At 35.9% G+C, this 18341-nt stretch carries 14 protein-coding genes; 10 read left to right on the top strand and 4 right to left on the bottom strand.

What is annotated here, in order from left to right:
- Window positions 1–2 precede the first annotated feature (2 nt).
- Both ACF3N8_RS09505 and ACF3N8_RS09500 read left to right on the top strand, forming a co-directional pair.
- Window positions 3–1382, top strand: a complete 1380-nt coding sequence (locus tag ACF3N8_RS09505) for an APC family permease (RefSeq protein ID WP_392449856.1) — start codon at window positions 3–5, stop codon at window positions 1380–1382.
- Between the two features lie 23 nt (window positions 1383–1405).
- Window positions 1406–2548 (top strand): trans-sulfuration enzyme family protein, encoded by a 1143-nt coding sequence (locus ACF3N8_RS09500; protein WP_392449855.1) that lies wholly within the window; start codon window positions 1406–1408, stop codon window positions 2546–2548.
- 78 nt (window positions 2549–2626) lie between these two features.
- Here the strand turns inward: ACF3N8_RS09500 and ACF3N8_RS09495 are convergent, their stop codons facing one another.
- The 3 genes from ACF3N8_RS09495 to ACF3N8_RS09485 are packed head-to-tail and all read right to left on the bottom strand — an operon-like array spanning window position 2627 to window position 8231.
- Window positions 2627–5233 carry a YfhO family protein gene (locus tag ACF3N8_RS09495; RefSeq protein ID WP_009381707.1) on the bottom strand — a complete coding sequence of 869 codons (2607 nt, stop codon included), beginning with the start codon at window positions 5231–5233 and terminating at the stop codon, window positions 2627–2629.
- Complete coding sequence (locus ACF3N8_RS09490; protein WP_392449854.1) at window positions 5230–7830, bottom strand: YfhO family protein; 2601 nt, start codon at window positions 7828–7830, stop codon at window positions 5230–5232. Before ACF3N8_RS09490 ends, ACF3N8_RS09495 begins: the two co-directional genes overlap by 4 nt.
- Before the next feature lie 20 nt (window positions 7831–7850).
- Window positions 7851–8231 (bottom strand): GtrA family protein, encoded by a 381-nt coding sequence (locus tag ACF3N8_RS09485; RefSeq protein ID WP_009381708.1) that lies wholly within the window; start codon window positions 8229–8231, stop codon window positions 7851–7853.
- Window positions 8232–8488: 257 nt separating this feature from the next.
- Here ACF3N8_RS09485 and ylqF point away from each other — a divergent pair, with 257 nt between their 5' ends.
- From ylqF to ACF3N8_RS09470, 3 genes are all read left to right on the top strand, one after another.
- A complete protein-coding gene (gene ylqF, locus ACF3N8_RS09480; RefSeq protein WP_238093572.1) occupies window positions 8489–9355 on the top strand; it encodes a ribosome biogenesis GTPase YlqF in 867 nt (288 codons plus the stop codon).
- A gap of 3 nt (window positions 9356–9358) precedes the next feature.
- Window positions 9359–10141: a ribonuclease HII gene (locus ACF3N8_RS09475; RefSeq protein ID WP_009381710.1), complete on the top strand. Its 783-nt coding sequence runs from the start codon at window positions 9359–9361 to the stop codon at window positions 10139–10141.
- Between the two features lie 179 nt (window positions 10142–10320).
- Window positions 10321–10845, top strand: a complete 525-nt coding sequence (locus ACF3N8_RS09470) for a hypothetical protein (protein ID WP_238101791.1) — start codon at window positions 10321–10323, stop codon at window positions 10843–10845.
- Window positions 10846–10933: 88 nt separating this feature from the next.
- On the opposite strand, the gene ACF3N8_RS09465 is transcribed toward ACF3N8_RS09470, so the two are convergent.
- Window positions 10934–11263 carry a nucleoside triphosphate pyrophosphohydrolase family protein gene (locus ACF3N8_RS09465; protein ID WP_009381712.1) on the bottom strand — a complete coding sequence of 110 codons (330 nt, stop codon included), beginning with the start codon at window positions 11261–11263 and terminating at the stop codon, window positions 10934–10936.
- 287 nt (window positions 11264–11550) lie between these two features.
- Here ACF3N8_RS09465 and sucC point away from each other — a divergent pair, with 287 nt between their 5' ends.
- The 5 genes from sucC to trmFO all read left to right on the top strand — a co-directional run bounded on the left by sucC (window position 11551) and on the right by trmFO (window position 18297).
- Window positions 11551–12717, top strand: coding sequence for an ADP-forming succinate--CoA ligase subunit beta (sucC, locus tag ACF3N8_RS09460; protein WP_009381716.1), 1167 nt, complete (start codon window positions 11551–11553; stop codon window positions 12715–12717).
- A 21-nt stretch (window positions 12718–12738) separates the two neighbouring features.
- Window positions 12739–13647 (top strand): succinate--CoA ligase subunit alpha, encoded by a 909-nt coding sequence (gene sucD / locus ACF3N8_RS09455; RefSeq protein WP_392449853.1) that lies wholly within the window; start codon window positions 12739–12741, stop codon window positions 13645–13647.
- A 192-nt stretch (window positions 13648–13839) separates the two neighbouring features.
- Complete coding sequence (gene dprA / locus ACF3N8_RS09450) at window positions 13840–14718, top strand: DNA-processing protein DprA (RefSeq protein ID WP_009381718.1); 879 nt, start codon at window positions 13840–13842, stop codon at window positions 14716–14718.
- 78 nt (window positions 14719–14796) lie between these two features.
- The gene (topA, locus tag ACF3N8_RS09445) at window positions 14797–16884 is read left to right on the top strand and encodes a type I DNA topoisomerase (RefSeq protein ID WP_238100744.1); all 2088 of its coding nucleotides are present in this window, start codon (window positions 14797–14799) and stop codon (window positions 16882–16884) included.
- 105 nt (window positions 16885–16989) lie between these two features.
- Window positions 16990–18297, top strand: a complete 1308-nt coding sequence (gene trmFO / locus ACF3N8_RS09440; protein WP_017176563.1) for an FADH(2)-oxidizing methylenetetrahydrofolate--tRNA-(uracil(54)-C(5))-methyltransferase TrmFO — start codon at window positions 16990–16992, stop codon at window positions 18295–18297.
- Window positions 18298–18341 lie beyond the last annotated feature (44 nt).

Below are 18341 nucleotides of genomic sequence, written 5' to 3'. Positions count from 1 at the left end.
TTATGAAGAAAATCGGTTATTGGTCTATTATTCTCTTAACAATTAACTCAATTATTGGAGCAGGCATATTCTTATCACCAGGCGCAGTGGTTCAAATTGCAGGTGGTAAGACACCATTCATTTACTTTTGTGCAGCACTATTTGCGGCGATATTAGCGATTACGTTTGCTTCTGCTGCGAAATACGTATCAAATGCGGGGGCAGCATATGCGTACGCTAAAGCGGCATTCGGAGATAATATTGGTTTCTATGTCGGTATTACACGTTTTATCGCTGGCTGTATCGCATGGGGAGCATTAGCAACAGGCGTAGTTAAAACCGTGTTACTGATATTTGGTTTTGATAATACGAATTTTATGCTCGTTACATTCGGTTTCATGATTTTGATGTTAGTTTTGCTCATCATTAATATTCTTGGAACGAAATTCTTTGAAGTAATGAATAATATCTCTACGTTAGGTAAACTATTAGCACTCACAACCGTGATTGTAGCAGGGTTCTTTATTGTCTTTTCAACGGGGGAATCTCACTTTAACGAGATTAATTTATTAAAGAATGATGACGGCAAACCTTTAATTGCTGAAATGAATGTGACAACGTTTGTGACGGCGCTTATCGCAGCGTTCTACGCGTTTAGCGGCTTTGAAAGTGTTGCGAGTGGTTCTGAAGATATGAAAGAGCCTGAAAAATACTTACTGCGCGCAATCCCTGTAGCAATATTAATCATCGCGTTCATATACATAAGCGTGATTACGGCGACAATGATGATTAACCCAGTTGCGATTGTTAATGCGAAAGAAATCATAACGCTAGTACCTGTTTTTGATTCACCGATCGTTAAGAACATCATTTTATATGGTGCTTTAGTATCCATGTTTGGTATTAACGTAGCCGCTTCTTTCCATACACAGCGCTTACTTGAAGCAATATCTAAACAGAAACAAATCCCTGAATTTCTAACATATCGAACGCAACAAGATTGCCCAATCTATGCCTTTTTAATTACAATTATTATAGCAATCGTTTTACCAATGGCATTTCAATACGACATGAAAAGTATTATCGTATTAAGTTCGATATCGCGATTCTTACAATTTTTATTAGTACCAATTGGCGTCATTTTATTCTATTTCGGTAAGCAAAAGGGCAGTGTTATCGCACGCGCTAAAAAGCATATCGTTACTGACGTTGTAATACCAGCATTCGCATTCCTATTATCGCTATTATTACTCATCAAATTTGATTGGGTAGGTCAGTTCACAATTGTTGAACCTAGCGGCTTATCTCACTTAAACGTTTTCGCCATCATCGCAATGATTATTGGTTATATTGGCTTACCATTATTGTTATATCTACTTCAATCAAGAAAACGAACTGTCTAAACATATATATAAGGACTGAGCACATGAAGAAAAATACTAAATTATTACATGATTATCCTGTGTTAGATGAACGAACTGGCGCGTCATCAATTCCTAAGTATCAAGCGTCTACGTTTCATCAAAGTAAACTTTATAATGAAGCACAATCTTATTCTTACACAAGGTTTGGTAATCCCACTGTAAAAGCCCTTGAAAGCGCCTATCAATCTCTAGAGCAATCTCGATACGCTTTAGCTTATAGTTCAGGAATGGCCGCTATCTCAAATGTGTTGATGCTTCTATCCTCTGGTGATCATGTTATATTACCAAAGGAAGTTTACGGAGGCACTTGTGAATTTGTAACTAAAATACTGCCTCAATATAATATCGTAGCTTCCTTCATTCCATTATGTGATATCGAATTGTTGCAAAGAACCATTAAACCGAATACCAAAATGATTTTTATTGAAACACCGTCGAATCCGTTACTTAAAATTTGCGATATTCGAGAAATCGTAGCTGTCGCAAAGCAACACGATATCGTCACAGTTGCTGATAATACATTTATGACAGCATTAGGACAACAACCGCTTCAATTAGGCGTAGATATTGTCGTCGAGAGTGTTACGAAATTCATTAATGGTCATAGTGATGTTGTAGGTGGGTTAGTCGCGACCAATCATGACCACTTTCATGAAAAGCTTCGTCTCTTTCAAAAGAATTTCGGGGGTATTATGAGTATTGAAGACGCATGGTTGATATTAAGAGGTATCAAGACACTTGGTGTTCGTATGGATAAATCCATTGAAAATGCCATGCAACTTGCTTCATATTTAGAAGCACACCCTAAAGTTAATACCGTATATTATCCAGGTCTTAAATCATATAAGCACCACGATATACATGACACGCAAGCTGAAAATGGTGGGGCAGTGTTGTCATTTGAGCTAAAAGATGGCACTAAGATCAATTCATTCACAGAAGCATTAACTTTTCCAATCATTGCTGTAAGTCTTGGTGGTGTTGAAACCATCATTTCACATCCAGCAACGATGTCACACGCTTGCGTGCCGTTAGAAGAGCGACTTAATCAAGGTATCACAGATGGCTTATTACGCGTTTCGTGTGGGATTGAAGACGCAAGTGATCTTATCGAAGACTTCGAAAACGCGTTAGCAACGATTTAACTAAATAAAGGTAGTAGAACCCAAAAAAGGTCTTAAAACTCATGTAGCGAAATACTAAATAGTTTTAAGACCTTTCATTTATGCATTATGTTTCTTCTTTCTCATATACCATGTAAATAAAAGTGCGCTTAGTGCACCAAATAGTGAAATACCAGTAAACAATAATAAACGTTTAGGAAGGTAAGTTATTTTAAGATGTGTATCCTCTTGATTGACTTTAACAACACTCATAATACCATTTCCTTTTTTAACTTCGCGATTTTCACCATCGACTTTAGCTTGTAAGCCATCACGGTATGGCATTGGTAGTACAACGTAGCCGTCTTGATGCTGAGCTAACTTAACGTCGATTGCCTTATCTTTAACGCTTACTTGTGCTTTGTTAGGGCGTTTACTTACTTGTTTTAAAGTATTGTAATCTTCACCATAAATACCTTTAATGGATGCACGATACTTGCCTTTAGGTAATTTAAGGTCAATGTTTTCAGATGCCTTAACACGCATGGTAGTCGGTGAGACAAAGCGACGATATGGGTATGTTAAATGTTTACGATGTTGTGTATATTCATTTAATTTCACGTCATGTTTACCAGAAGGCGACAATCGTTCTAAATCCATTTCTACATATAAGTCTTGATATTGACGTGCTAGAGACTTAGGTAATGTTAGCTTTAAGCCACCATCATTCTGTGTGACTTTTAAATGATGATGATCGAGCCACTTGGCATCTCGAGGCTTAATTTGAGCCTGATTTAAAAGGTTTGGATTAGACTTAAACGATGTATTTGATTTCGTATCGTCTAAAATGACACCTTTAAGCATTGCTTGTTCATAATCAAGTGGTGATTTCAATTGAGACTTGTTGTAGACGCGCGACGTGAAACGGACGTCAGGAATGTCATTGTTGTTATGACTGTGTTCCCAAGTTTTATTGCGATCATGAATCGTTTGTTGCTTCTTAAAGCCATACGGTATATTGTCGTCTGGCTGTGTCTTAATTCGATCTTCAACATTCCATAGAGCATATAAGTTTGCACGATTACCTAACATGCGGTACGTACTATTACTATCTGTCGGTACATTAATTTGCATGAGATCATCATAATATTTCAAAATATCGCCATCGAAAATACTTGAATAGATTGAAATACCGTTAAAGCCGTAGACCATAGGTGAATTAGGTGAATACTCAGACATATAATCTAATCGAGATAAGCCTGATTCTTGTTTGTTCGTGATGAGGTCAATCGACTGTTGCAACGTTTCACTATGATACTTTGTAGCCGATATGCGATCTACAGAAGCGGTATACGGTTTTAAGTTCTGTGTATCATAATCGATAAGCATCATAAATTGTTGCACAATAAATAAGGTTGTGATGATGGCGATCCACATTTGATGACGTAGTAAATTGCGTTTATAAACATACAACCCACAAACAATCATGATAAGCGATGCAGAAATAAGCCAGAACATTGGTCCCCTTGAAAAACATGCAGTCAAAATGACTAAAATGATGACGGGTATACACGCCATTAAATAGCTTTTAATTTTAATTTCATTCAGGTGTTTCACCCACAGCGCAATCAGTACACTTGATGTAAATGCTAATAAATATATCCATCGTCTTTGAGGATATGAGAACCCGTTAAACATAAAGTCACTATACTGAGTAAGGGAAGCGAGTAGAAGCACCCAAGTCAGTATCGCGAACAAACGATAATAATAATATTGATACAATTTAAATGAACATAAAGCAATAATTACAATAAATGTTACCGTTATATAAAAGCCATTCGTAAATAAATGATACTTTTGCGAAAAATCGATAATTGGATAGACGGTAAAGTCATTTTGCTTACGATCATTGTTTAAAAACGCGAGCACACCTGTAAAAAATCCGAGTGCACTAAAGAGTACGCTTATACCAACAGCGATGACTGTATAGACGAACTTTTGAAGACGATTCAAGACGTCATGTCGATACGGATGTATAACGCGATATAAGAAGTAAACACCGAGTGCGATTGCTTCGTAATAACTAAAGTAAAAGTTCGTAAATAGAGTTAGGGTAATACCTAATATAAAGATACCGACTTTCTTTTCACGGAAGAGACGTTCAAGTCCTAGAATAGACAGCGGTAAATACATGAGAATGTCGCCAAAAAATGACCATGTAAAATTAAAATATAGTAATACAGTTGATGCACTAAATAAAAGTGCGCCTATAAATGTTGTGTGTTTACGACATCCAAAGTAACGCATCGTATAATGCGTAATCGCATAAGTCATCACACATTTTAAAAATGATACAAATATTTGATTTAAAGGCCAAAACCCGATGTGATGTGGGTTTAAGTGAAAGAGCCTTTCACCAAGCCAAATTAAACCAAAGTTAAGATACATAATAGGTGATGTTGAATAATAATAGGTTAAATCTTGAAATACGTCGCCGCCTAGACCAAATGAAAGGTCATATAAGCTCTTGCCTTTCGATAGTTGTTCATATAATTGCATTTGGAAAGGCATCATTTGTTTAAACCCGTCTCCTTCACCGCTATACACTAAGCCTAAGTGTAAGTAACGGTAGAGCACTGGGGCATAAACGAGTAATCCGACACCGATACCAAGTAATAGAATACTTAGTATCGACGTCTTCTTATCCTTTTTATCAAAATCTTTCAAATCTTGTCCTCTTTTCTATTCCATTCTTTACGAAATACAAAGCGATGATAGAAAACGCTTAACACAATGAATAATGTCGATATACAAATCATTAAGAAGAAATATGGTGGTTTATATGTGATTTCAATATGTTTAGCATCCTTATCAACTGGGATACCCGTCATAAAGTAGTTCACTTTCTCAATATCAACTTTCTTACCATCAACTTTCGCTTGCATACCTTTACGGTAAGGGATATTAATTACCGTCATACCTTTTTGATGATCTTTCAGCTGAATATCAATTTTGCCATTTTCTTCTTTGTATGTGTAACGTTTTTCTTTATCAGCTTGTTTTAATTTGTCATACGTTTCACCTTGAAGCCCTAATAATTTAAATTCATAGTTGCCAGTAGGCTTCATACCAACATGAATTTCACCATTCTCATCAGGTTTAACACGATATAACTGTTCATATTGACCTGTTTTATATTTAGAGTTGTTAAACATGCGCTTATTCTCATAGCCGTTTACATCGAGCGTAAAGTTACTATCAGGCTTACCACGCTTAATATAAAGCGTTACATAGAAATCTTGATACTTTTCTGCCATTGAAGGCGGTAGCTTAATTGTAGCACCACCATTATCTTTCGTAACTTCAATGTGACGGTCATCGTGACGTTTAATATCATGATAGCTGATGTCTGTTTGATCAAGTAAGTCTTTAGCCTTGTCTTTATATGGTTTGCCTTTATCATTCATGACAACACCATCAATCATCGCATGCTCACGATCAAGTGGTGTTTTAAGCGATGAAGCTTTGTAATAGTTATCCATTACTCGGACAGATGGTAACATTTCTTGGTTCTCATAGATGCGATATTGACCATCACTATGAACCTTTTTAAAGTTATCCGGTAAATTATCTTGATATTCTTTTAACATCACATATTTCGTTGAGAAAAGACTTGCGATATTCGAACGCCCACCTGTAGATTGATAGAGACTTACCGACTCTTCTTTTAAATTAATCATTAACGTGTCGTAAAATAGGTCGATAATGTCATGATGGAAGATACTCGAATATAAACTCATTCCTCTAAAGTTCTGATACATAGGTGTATTATCTTGTTCGTTTACGCGCCAATCAATACGTTCGTCATCAGCAGTTTCTTTATCCATACGATCTACGAGTTTTCGCTGAAGCGGTGTATTATATTTACTCGCATTAATATAGTACGAATTTGCCATATCTTCGTGACGTGGATGGAAGATATTATTTTCAATGAACGTATAAGATACGACATTACCTAGTATAAATATAGACGCAATATAAGGTAACAGTATCCACTTTTTATGATGTTCAGATTTCATAATTAATGTGATGAGTCCGATTAAGAACACGATTGGCACAATGTATAACCAATTTACGAAATCCTTATAGATATAAGCACTAATGTAAAGTAATAACAGCGCTGGAATAGATGTAATGGTATACACTTTCCATGAAATAGATTTAAAGTGATGTACATATAAACCAATCAAGATACTTGAACTAAATGTTAATAAATAATGCCATCTTTTTTGTGGTGCGGAAAAGCCATTAAAAATACTATCCACATGTGGAATAAATGCACAAATAATTAAGATAAATGTTAGAATTGCGAACAGTCGATAATAGAAATGTTTATATAACTTAAATGTTAAGATAGCTTGAATCGAAATAAAGATAACAACGATTAAATAATTATCGAAAAAGATATTCGTATTTCGTGAAATCGGGTCGAATTCTAAAGGTGCTTCGAATTTAACACGTTCGTTATTGATGAAACTTCGTGCACCATGGAAAAAGATAAATAAGCTAGAACCAACACCTAAAATAGAACCGATAACTAAGTAGATAAGACGTTGCGTTCGATTCACGATGTCATGTTTATGTATCATAATTAGTCTAAAAATAAAGTAAATTAGACCCATTAATACTTGGTAATACGCAAAGTAAAAGTTGTTAATAAATGATAATGCGACAATAATAATGAATAGTCCAATTTTTCCTTTTTTAAGGAAACGCTCAATCGATAAAAAGAGTAGTGGTAATAAAATATAGACATCACTAAAATAAGGCCAATATACTGTAAATCTGTAATAAATCGGTGATGAAGCGAATAAAAATGCGATCAGTAAAGATGCGAATTTATTAATTCTTAAATGACGTACATATAAAAACGTAGCTGTCATGATTAAAGCACCTTTAATGATGGATGTAATTAATGCATTATTCATCCAAAACATCATTTGACTTGTATCAAAGTGGAAAAATATATTTAGAATTTTGATAACAATGAAATTCGTAATGAAAATAATATTTGTTGTAAAGTAGTAGGATAAGTCGGTGAAGAAGTCACCACCTAAGCCAAAGTCGGTCGAGTAAAAAAATGTACCTTCCGACCATTTATTGTATAAGTACATCTGTATGGGAACCATTTGTTGAATCCCATCGTTAGGACTAGTAAATAAAATACCATCTTTGACGTACCTAAAAATAATATAGCTATGACCAATTAATGACATAGCTATAAATATAATTGAATACAATAACAGCTGCTTAAGTTTCTTCATACGATACCCCTCAATTTTCATTAATCTTTAAGAATAAATTTAGATAAAATATATGTGATTGGAATTGTAATGATTAATCCAGCAAATGGTGCAATTGATTCATTTAGATGTAAATAATGTACAAATATAAAAATGAGTCCAGTTTGAACGCCCATATTCACGACTTGTGTTAACGGAAAGGCGAGAAACTTTTTAAGTGTCGGTTTCACTTTGTATACAAAATAACAATTTAAATAGTATGATATGACAAAGCTTACGAGAAACCCTGTAACGTGACTCACTAAATAATGTATGTGAAAAATATGTAATAAGAGTAAATACACGATGTAGTAATTAAGTGTATTTAATCCACCAACGATTATGAATCGTATGATTTCTAAGTAATTTTTAAAATGTTGCAAAATTTTAACCTACGCTTTCAAAATAAAAGTTATGATAATTGGTCTTTTGATAGATATCAAAATTTCAATTAAAATAAATAAGTAAAGGAATGACTTGAATTTATCTTTTTACATTATGGCTCATTAGGTCTTAAATTTTCAACTCATACAAAAATGCAAATAAAGATTAAACAAACTAATGTCAATATAACATAGTGATGTTGTAAAAAGTGTGTATAATAAGTAAGGAAATTGTAAAGGTAAGAAAGGTGATAATCATGACAATACAATGGTACCCAGGGCATATGGCCAAAGCAAAACGCGAAGTATCTGAGCAACTTAAAAAAGTAGATGTTGTATTTGAACTTGTTGATGCCAGAATCCCATATAGCTCAAGAAATCCTATGATTGATGATATTATTCAGCATAAACCACGCGTAGTTATTTTAAATAAAATGGATATGTCGAATTTAAAAGAAATGGAAAAGTGGAATACATTCTTTGAGGACAAAGGTGCTTTTCCAGTAGCGGTTGATGCGAAACACGGAAAGAACTTACAAAAAGTAGAACAAGCTGCGATTGAAGCGACAAAAGAAAAGTTTGCGCGTGAGAAAGAAAAAGGACTTAGACCACGTGCTATTCGAGCGATGATCGTAGGTATTCCAAACGTAGGTAAATCAACATTAATTAACAAAATGGCGAAACGTGCGATTGCGAAGACAGGTAATACGCCAGGTGTAACAAAGCAACAACAATGGATTAAAGTTGGTAATGCCTTACAACTTTTAGATACACCAGGTATTCTATGGCCTAAATTCGAAGACCAAACAATTGGTAAGAAACTAAGCATCACAGGTGCGATTAAAGATAGCATTGTTCATTTAGACGATGTAGCGATATACGGTCTTAACTTCTTAATTGAACACGATAAAGAGACACTTCTGAACCATTTTAATATTGAAGTGGACGAAGATGCAGGCGTACTCGAGTGGTTTGATGCAATTGGACGTCGTCGTGGTATGCTTCAAAAGGGTAATGAAGTTGATTATGAAGCGGTTATCGATGCGATTATTTATGATATCAGAAATGGTAAAGTAGGTAATTATTGCTTTGATATCTATAAAGAAATGGTTGAGGCACCGTAATTCATGTCTCAATTAACGATTAAAGCGATCAAGGCACAATTACAGGATATACATTCAATTGAGGTCATAAAACGCCAGGGCTTTTACAATGATGAACGTAAGGGTGTGCAACAAGCGATTAAGCGTAGAATCTCTTCACTTGAAAAGGCCCAAGCGCTTCAAGATAAGTATGAAGCAATGACACATTATGAAAATGAGATATTAAAGAAGCAACCAGAAGCATTAATCTGTGGCATCGATGAAGTAGGACGTGGACCGCTTGCTGGTCCAGTTGTAGCATCAGCAGTGATACTTGAAGCGGGGCATCAATATATTGGTATCGATGATTCTAAAAAGCTTTCTTTAAAAAAGCGCTTAGAGTTAAACGAAGCGATTCACAACCAAGCTAAGTCAGTAGGTATTGGCGTTGCGACAGTTGAAGAGATTGATCAACTCAATATTTACGTGGCAACGCAACTAGCGATGAAACGTGCGATCGAAGGATTAAACGTTCAACCGACGTATTTACTAGTTGACGCGATGGAACTTCCTATAGATATCCCTCAAACTTCAATTGTAAAAGGGGATGCTAAAAGTGTTTCCATAGCAGCAGCCAGTGTCGTTGCAAAAACATATCGAGACAATTATATGGTAGCGCTTGCTTCGAAATATCCAGGCTATGCCTTTGAGAAAAACGTAGGCTACGGAACAAAAGCGCATTTAGAAGGACTTGATAAGCTAGGGGTTACGCCTGAACATCGAAAGACGTTTGAACCGATTAAAAGTATGATCAATCGATTATTTTAGCTGGCGATCACCCAAATAGTTCAATTTGGTATAAAAAGATTGAAAAAAACAGAATATAAGGTATATTTATGTGTAAAATACTAATAACAACTTAAAGAGGTGCATCTTATGACTGATTACATCACGATTCCTTGTTTAAAAGTTGCCATGCATATCACCTTAATAGACGAGGTGATTGTATGACTAAAGAACTCGTAGAAATTTACGCGAAGCCGGCAGCATTTAGTGATAGTTTTACGGTAGGTTATCAAATTTATGATAATAATGAGTACGCGGTGCTTGAAACAATATCTGAGTTAGGTACTTTCGACAGTTATCAAATTAGATCAAAGCAAGAGATAAAATCGTATCGATCTCAAACGCCGTACCTTAAATTGTACGAAGAAATCATTCACTTTAATAAATCTAATCGTACCTACGACGTTTACAACCTTTCAGAATTACGCCCTGTTGTAGATAACTTTAAAGAAGCATGTTCTTACATTCAGGAACATCAACTTATAGCAACTTTCGTAGCAATAAATGAAGAAAATTTACTTCATGCAAAGGTCATCGATGTTAAAGATGAAAGTGTCGATGTCGAATTGTTCGACCTAGAAAGATCTTGTTTCGACGCTCAAGTTAACATTGAATACGAAGCTCTCGTTGGTATCGATATCATTAGTGCGTACACACATATGCTTAACCAAGTTTCACATAGTTAGTTCATGCGTATAAGGTAATAAGGCCACACACTCATCCCAAATTAGGTTGAGGTGTGGCTTTTAAATTAGAGCGAGTTGAGAGAAATATTTAGTCATCAGTGCGGTGAATTGAATCATGCTGCGTAAACCCATTCGGATAGCGTTTCTTAAGCTTAGCAATATTCATCTTCGCAATATCCTCCATAGATAAATCAAGCGCTTCAGCACAATATGCAATGTACCACATGATATCACCGAGTTCCTTTGCGATAGCATCACGAACTAAAGGGTGACCGTGAAAGTGGTGCTTCTTAATCATATCAGCGACCTCGCCAGCTTCACCCGTTAAGCCTAAACCACTATTAAGCAACTGCTCACTTTGCGTACTTGTCTCATCCATCGTACGTCGTGCCTCGTTATGATAATCTTGGAAATTCATGACATGTCACTCCTTTTTGATAATAATACCCTAATAAAATTTAGCATAAATTGGCTCAAGTCATCTATTAGAAAGGGCGTATATTATCTGAAAAGCTCAGTAAGCGACGACTATTTTTGTGATATATTTCACAAAAATGCGATAAATATACTTTAATAAAGGGATTTTACACCGGTTTTGCAGAATGTAATGAATATTAGAAAAACTCAGGCGCTTACAGTTTACAATAGCGCTTACATTACTTATAATTGTTATTGAACTTAACCTAAGAAACAGGAGGATGGAGTATGAATATCCATGAGTATCAAGGTAAAGAAATTTTTCGCTCTATGGGCGTAGCAGTGCCTAACGGGCATGTTGCTTACTCTGCTCAAGAAGCTGTAGAAAAAGCAAAACAATTAGAATCAGATGTATATGTAGTTAAAGCTCAAATACATGCTGGTGGTCGTGGTAAAGCTGGCGGTGTTAAAATTGCTAAGTCTTTATCAGAAGTTGAAGATTATGCTAAAGAATTACTAGGTAAGCAATTAGTTACACATCAAACTGGTCCTGAAGGTAAAGAAGTTAAACGTTTATACATTGAAGAAGGTTGCGACATCCAAAAAGAATACTACGTTGGATTCGTTATCGACCGTGCTACTGACAGTGTCACTTTAATGGCATCTGAAGAAGGCGGTACTGAAATCGAAGAAGTAGCAGCTCAAACACCTGAAAAGATTTTTAAGGAATCAATCGACCCAGTTGTTGGCTTAGCGCCATACCAAGCACGTCGTATTGCATTCAACATCAACATTCCTAAAGAATCAATCAATAAAGCGGCTAAATTCTTAATTTCACTTTACAACGTATTCGTTGAAAAAGATTGTTCAATCGTTGAAATCAATCCACTTGTTACAACAGGTGAAGGGGAAGTATTAGCACTTGATGCTAAAATTAATTTTGATGACAACGCATTATTTAGACATAAAGATATCTTAGAATTAAGAGATTTAGAAGAAGAAGATCCAAAAGAAATCGAAGCTTCTAAATACGATTTATCATATATTGCTTTAGACGGTAACATTGGCTGTATGGTTAATGGTGCAGGTCTTGCTATGGCAACTATGGATACAATCAATCATTTCGGTGGAAACCCAGCTAACTTCCTAGACGTTGGTGGCGGTGCTACTAAAGAAAAAGTTACTGAAGCATTCAAAATCATCTTAGGTGATGACAATGTTAAAGGTATCTTTGTAAATATCTTCGGTGGAATCATGAAATGTGATGTTATCGCAGAAGGTATCGTAGCAGCGGTTAAAGAAGTTGAATTAAAATTACCATTAGTTGTTCGACTTGAAGGTACAAACGTTGAATTAGGTAAACAAATCTTAGATGAGTCAGGTTTAGCAATCGAATCAGCTTCAACAATGGCTGAAGGTGCACAAAAGATTGTAAAACTTGTACAAGAAGCGTAAGGAAAGGATGGGAGCACGAAAATGAGTGTATTTATTGATAAGAATACAAAAGTAATCGTTCAAGGTATTACAGGGTCAACTGCCCTTTTCCATACAAAACAAATGTTAGAATATGGTACACAAATCGTAGCTGGTGTTACACCAGGTAAAGGTGGACAAGTTGTTGAAGGTGTACCAGTATTCAATACAGTAGAAGAAGCAAAACAAGAAACAGGTGCTAATGTTTCAGTAATTTACGTACCTGCACCATTCGCTGCAGATGCGATTTTAGAATGTACAGATGCTGAATTAGATTTGGCTATCTGTATCACTGAACACATTCCTGTTATAGACATGGTTAAAGTTAAGCGTTACATGGAAGGTAAGAAAACACGCTTAGTTGGACCTAACTGTCCTGGTGTTATTACACCTGATGAATGTAAAATTGGTATCATGCCAGGTTACATCCACAAAGGTGGCCATGTAGGTGTTGTATCTCGTTCAGGTACATTAACTTATGAAGCAGTACATCAATTAACTGAAGAAGGTATCGGTCAATCTTCAGCAGTTGGTATCGGTGGCGACCCAGTTAACGGTACTAACTTCATCGACGTATTAAAAGCGTTCAATGAAGATGAAGATACTAAAGCAGTAGTTATGATTGGTGAAATCGGCGGTACAGCTGAAGAAGAAGCTGCTGAATGGATTAAAGAAAACATGAACAAACCAGTAGTAGGCTTCATTGGTGGTCAAACTGCACCTCCAGGTAAACGTATGGGTCACGCTGGTGCGATTATCTCAGGTGGTAAAGGTACAGCTGAAGAAAAAATCAAAACACTTAATGACTGTGGTGTTGAAACAGCTGATACGCCATCAGAAATCGGTACTACTTTAATCAAAGCTGCTAAAGATGCAGGTATCTACGAAAGCTTATTAACAGTAGAAAAATAATTTGATTAATTTTATAGATGACGTTACCCGTGGACGATTGTTCACGGGTATTTGTCATGCCATCATTTAGGTTACAGTTTTCAAATTTTCGGTACTCTTAACGTTCCCATTAAACTTCACTAGAAAACGTATTGAAACTGTAAAACACCACCGATTTATTTTGACTTAAAATAAATTTAAGAGGTGGTATGTTTGAATCAAAATTTATTATTAAAATTAAGCTACGCTCATTTTTCTACACGTGACATTTATAAACTTCTGTTACAATTCCACTTAAGTTTAGATGATGAATTAGAAATACATAACTTTTTTGGCGATGCCCCGGAAGATATTCCTTTTCAATGGAAGAAAAAATACCAACGTTTCCAAACGATCAACATTGATCATATTCGTCGTAACCTTGAATTAGACCACATACATGTACTGTCCATAGAAGATCAGTTATATCCTGAAAATTTGAGAGAAATATATGATGCACCTTTACTTTTATTTGTGAAAGGTAACCTCGATTGCTTAAAAGGACTTTCTCAAAGAGGACTTAGTATAGTCGGGTCTCGTAACGCAACTGAATACACAAGACGAGCCTTAGACGTTATATGTCCTGAGTTTAAAACTTTAAATTTAGTTATTGTTTCAGGTTTAGCTAAAGGAGCTGATGCTTGTGCACATGAAATGGCTCTAAAACATCAATTAAATACGGTTGGTGTATTGGGATTCGGTCATCAAATGCATTATCCTAAGGAAACGCTCGATATGCGACATTGGATTGAAACCTATCACTGCACCATTTCAGAATATCCGCCATTTACTAAAATAGCGAAGTTTCGTTTCCCAGAGCGAAACCGTATTATAAGTGGCGTTTCTAATGGTGTTTTAGTCACGGAAGCTAACCAGCAAAGTGGCGCACTTATTACTATTGATCAAGCTTTAGATCAAAACCGAAATGTTTATGTGCTACCAGGCTCAATGTTTAATGAGTTAACGAAAGGCAATATGAAACGTGCGAAAGAAGGGGCGAAAATCGTTACAGAAGCGTCGGATATTTTAGAGGATTATCTTACAATATCTTAGATTTAAATTGAGTCATTTTAATTTAAAAGATTGACAAATCTAAATTGTAACGTTTATCATTTATCTTTGAAATCAGAAATGCAAGGGGGAACTACTTTGGCAGATAATCTTGTCATTGTTGAATCGCCTGCAAAAGCTAAAACTATTGAAAAATATTTAGGTAAAAAATACAAAGTTGTTGCATCTATGGGACATGTCAGAGACTTACCTAGAAGTCGTATGGGCATAGATGTAGAGGATAATTGTGAACCTAAATATATTACGATTCGGGGCAAAGGACCGGTAGTTAAAGAATTAAAGCGCCATGCTAAGAAAGCTAAAAAAGTTTATCTAGCAAGTGACCCTGACCGTGAAGGTGAAGCAATTGCTTGGCATTTAGCAAACATTTTAGAACTTGAAGATGAAAAGAAAAATAGAGTTGTATTTAATGAAATTACAAAAGACGCCGTTAAAGATAGTTTTAAAAGCCCACGTGAAATCGAAATGGATTTAGTGGATGCTCAACAAGCGCGTCGTATTTTAGATAGATTAGTGGGGTATAACATCTCACCAGTATTATGGAAGAAAGTTAAAAAAGGTTTGTCAGCTGGACGTGTTCAATCAGTCGCATTACGTTTAGTGATTGACCGTGAAAATGAAATCCGTAATTTCAAACCTGAAGAATACTGGAAAATTGAAGGTGAATTTAGATATAAACGTTCTAAATTCAAAGCTAAATTCCTTCATTATAAGAACAAGCCTTTTAAATTAGAAAATAAAAATGATGTTCAAGCCATCACGTCGGAACTTGATGGCGATAAATTTGAAGTTACTAAAGTTACGAAGAAAGAGAAAACGAGATATCCATCAAATCCGTTTACGACGTCAACGCTTCAACAAGAGGCAGCTCGTAAGTTAAACTTCAAAGCACGTAAAACGATGATGGTTGCGCAACAATTATATGAAGGTATAGATTTAAAACGTAAAGGTACGGTTGGTTTAATCACATACATGCGTACTGACTCAACACGTATATCTCAAGATGCTAAAGGCGAGGCTTATAAATATATTGTTGATACGTATGGTGATCAATACACATCTAAACGTAAACAAAAAGGTAAGCAAGGGGACCAAGATGCCCACGAAGCTATCCGACCAACGAGTACGTTTAGATCTCCAGACGAAATGAAATCGTATTTAACGAGAGACCAGTATCGTTTATATAAATTAATTTGGGAACGTTTTGTTGCTTCGCAAATGGCACCTGCAATCTTAGATACAGTTGCTTTAGACTTAACACAAAACGACATTAAGTTCCGTGCGAATGGTCAAACCATCAAATTTAAAGGTTTCATGACATTATACGTAGAAACTAAGGATGACCAAGAAAAAGATAAAGAGAATAAGCTTCCAAATATCGAAGAGGGTGAAAAGGTCACTGCGACGAACATCGAACCGTCTCAACACTTTACGCAACCACCTCCACGATATACAGAAGCACGTTTAGTTAAAACGTTAGAAGAGCTTAAAATTGGTCGACCGTCTACGTACGCACCTACCATTGATACGATTCAAAAGCGTAACTACGTTAAAAATGAAAGTAAGCGCTTTGTTCCTACTGAATTAGGTGAAATCGTAAATGAACAGGTTACGGAATACTTTCCTGAAATTGTAGATGTAGACTTTACTGTTAATATGGAAACGTTACTTGATAAAATTGCCGATGGTGATACTGAATGGAAGAAAGTCATCACGCGCTTTTATGATAGTTTCAAAAAGGACGTTGAACGCGCTGAGGAAGAAATGGAAAAAATTGAAATTAAAGATGAACCTGCTGGCGAAGATTGTGAAAAATGTGGATCGCCTATGGTTATTAAAATGGGACGTTATGGTAAATTCATGGCGTGCTCGAACTTCCCAGATTGCAGAAACACCAAAGCGATTATCAAATCTATTGGTGTTAAATGTCCGAAATGTAAAGACGGTGAAGTTGTAGAACGTAAATCTAAGAAAAATCGTATGTTCTACGGTTGTTCTAATTACCCAGAATGTGAATTTATTTCGTGGGATAAACCACTTGGTAGAGACTGTCCAAAATGTCAATCCTACTTGGTTCAACATAAAAAAGGACGTTCATCCCAAGTTATTTGCTCAAATTGTGATTATAAAGAAGAAGTTGAAAAATAATAGATGCATACAAGCAGGTTGTTTCTAATCTTATGAAAATGAACCTAAGCGTTTATTTTCAAGTATAGGGGCAACCGCTTCATGCGTTTAAAGGGAGGTAATATTATGACTAAGGTTAATATTATTGGTGCTGGTCTTGCTGGTTCTGAGGCTGCATACCAACTCGCTGAACGAGGAATTAAAGTAGATTTATTTGAAATGCGTCCAGTTAAGCAAACGCCTGCGCACCATACGGATAAATTTGCAGAACTTGTATGTTCAAACTCGTTAAGAGGTAATGCACTTACAAATGCGGTTGGTGTGCTTAAAGAAGAAATGCGCCAACTTGATTCATTAATTATTAAAGCAGCAGACAGTGCGCGTGTACCAGCTGGTGGTGCGCTAGCGGTAGATAGACACGACTTTGCAGGTTATGTTACGGATACACTTCGTAATCATCCAAACGTTACAGTCCGTAATGAAGAAATACATTCTATTCCTGAAGGACCTACTATCATTGCAACAGGTCCGTTAACGACTGAAAACTTAGCTCAAGAAATTGTAAATATCACAGGCGAAGACCAACTATACTTCTATGATGCAGCGGCTCCAATTGTGGAAAAGGATTCAATTAATTTAGATATCGCTTATTTAAAATCGCGTTATGACAAAGGCGAAGCAGCGTATTTAAATTGTCCTATGACGGAAGAAGAGTTTAATCGTTTTTACGATGCTGTATTAGAAGCTGAAGTCGCACCGGTTAACGAATTTGAGAAAGAAAAGTACTTTGAAGGGTGTATGCCGTTTGAAGTAATGGCTGAACGTGGACGTAAGACATTATTATTTGGTCCAATGAAGCCTGTAGGACTTGAAGATCCTAAAACTGGTGAAAGACCATATGCTGTTGTGCAACTGAGACAAGATGACGCAGCTGGAACTTTATATAACATTGTTGGGTTTCAAACACACTTAAAATGGGGTGCCCAAAAAGAAGTGATTCGCTTAATTCCTGGTCTTGAAAATGTTGAAATCGTTCGTTACGGCGTTATGCACCGTAATACATTTATCAATTCTCCAGAAGTATTAAGCGAGACGTATCAACTAAAAGGGCACGATAATCTATACTTTGCCGGTCAAATGACGGGTGTTGAAGGTTATGTAGAAAGTGCAGCAAGTGGACTAATCGCTGGTTTAAACGTTGCCAACCAACTTAACGGCAAGAAACCAGTTATATTCCCTCGTGAAACGATGTTAGGTAGTATGGCTTATTATATTTCACATGCAAAAAATAATAAGAACTTCCAACCAATGAATGCAAACTTTGGTATCCTACCATCACTCGAAGAACGTATCAAAAACAAGAAATTACGTTACGAAACACTTGCGAACCGTGCACTTGAGTATTTAGATCATTTTAAACAAACGTTAGACTAAACAAATTATTATGTGTCAATATTATATGAATTATAAGTATTAAA

It is taken from the genome of Staphylococcus massiliensis (assembly GCF_043186315.1).
Classification (GTDB): domain Bacteria; phylum Bacillota; class Bacilli; order Staphylococcales; family Staphylococcaceae; genus Staphylococcus; species Staphylococcus massiliensis.
The sequence above is the reverse complement of the archived record's forward strand: the minus strand, read 5'-3'. Positions and strand labels throughout refer to the sequence as shown.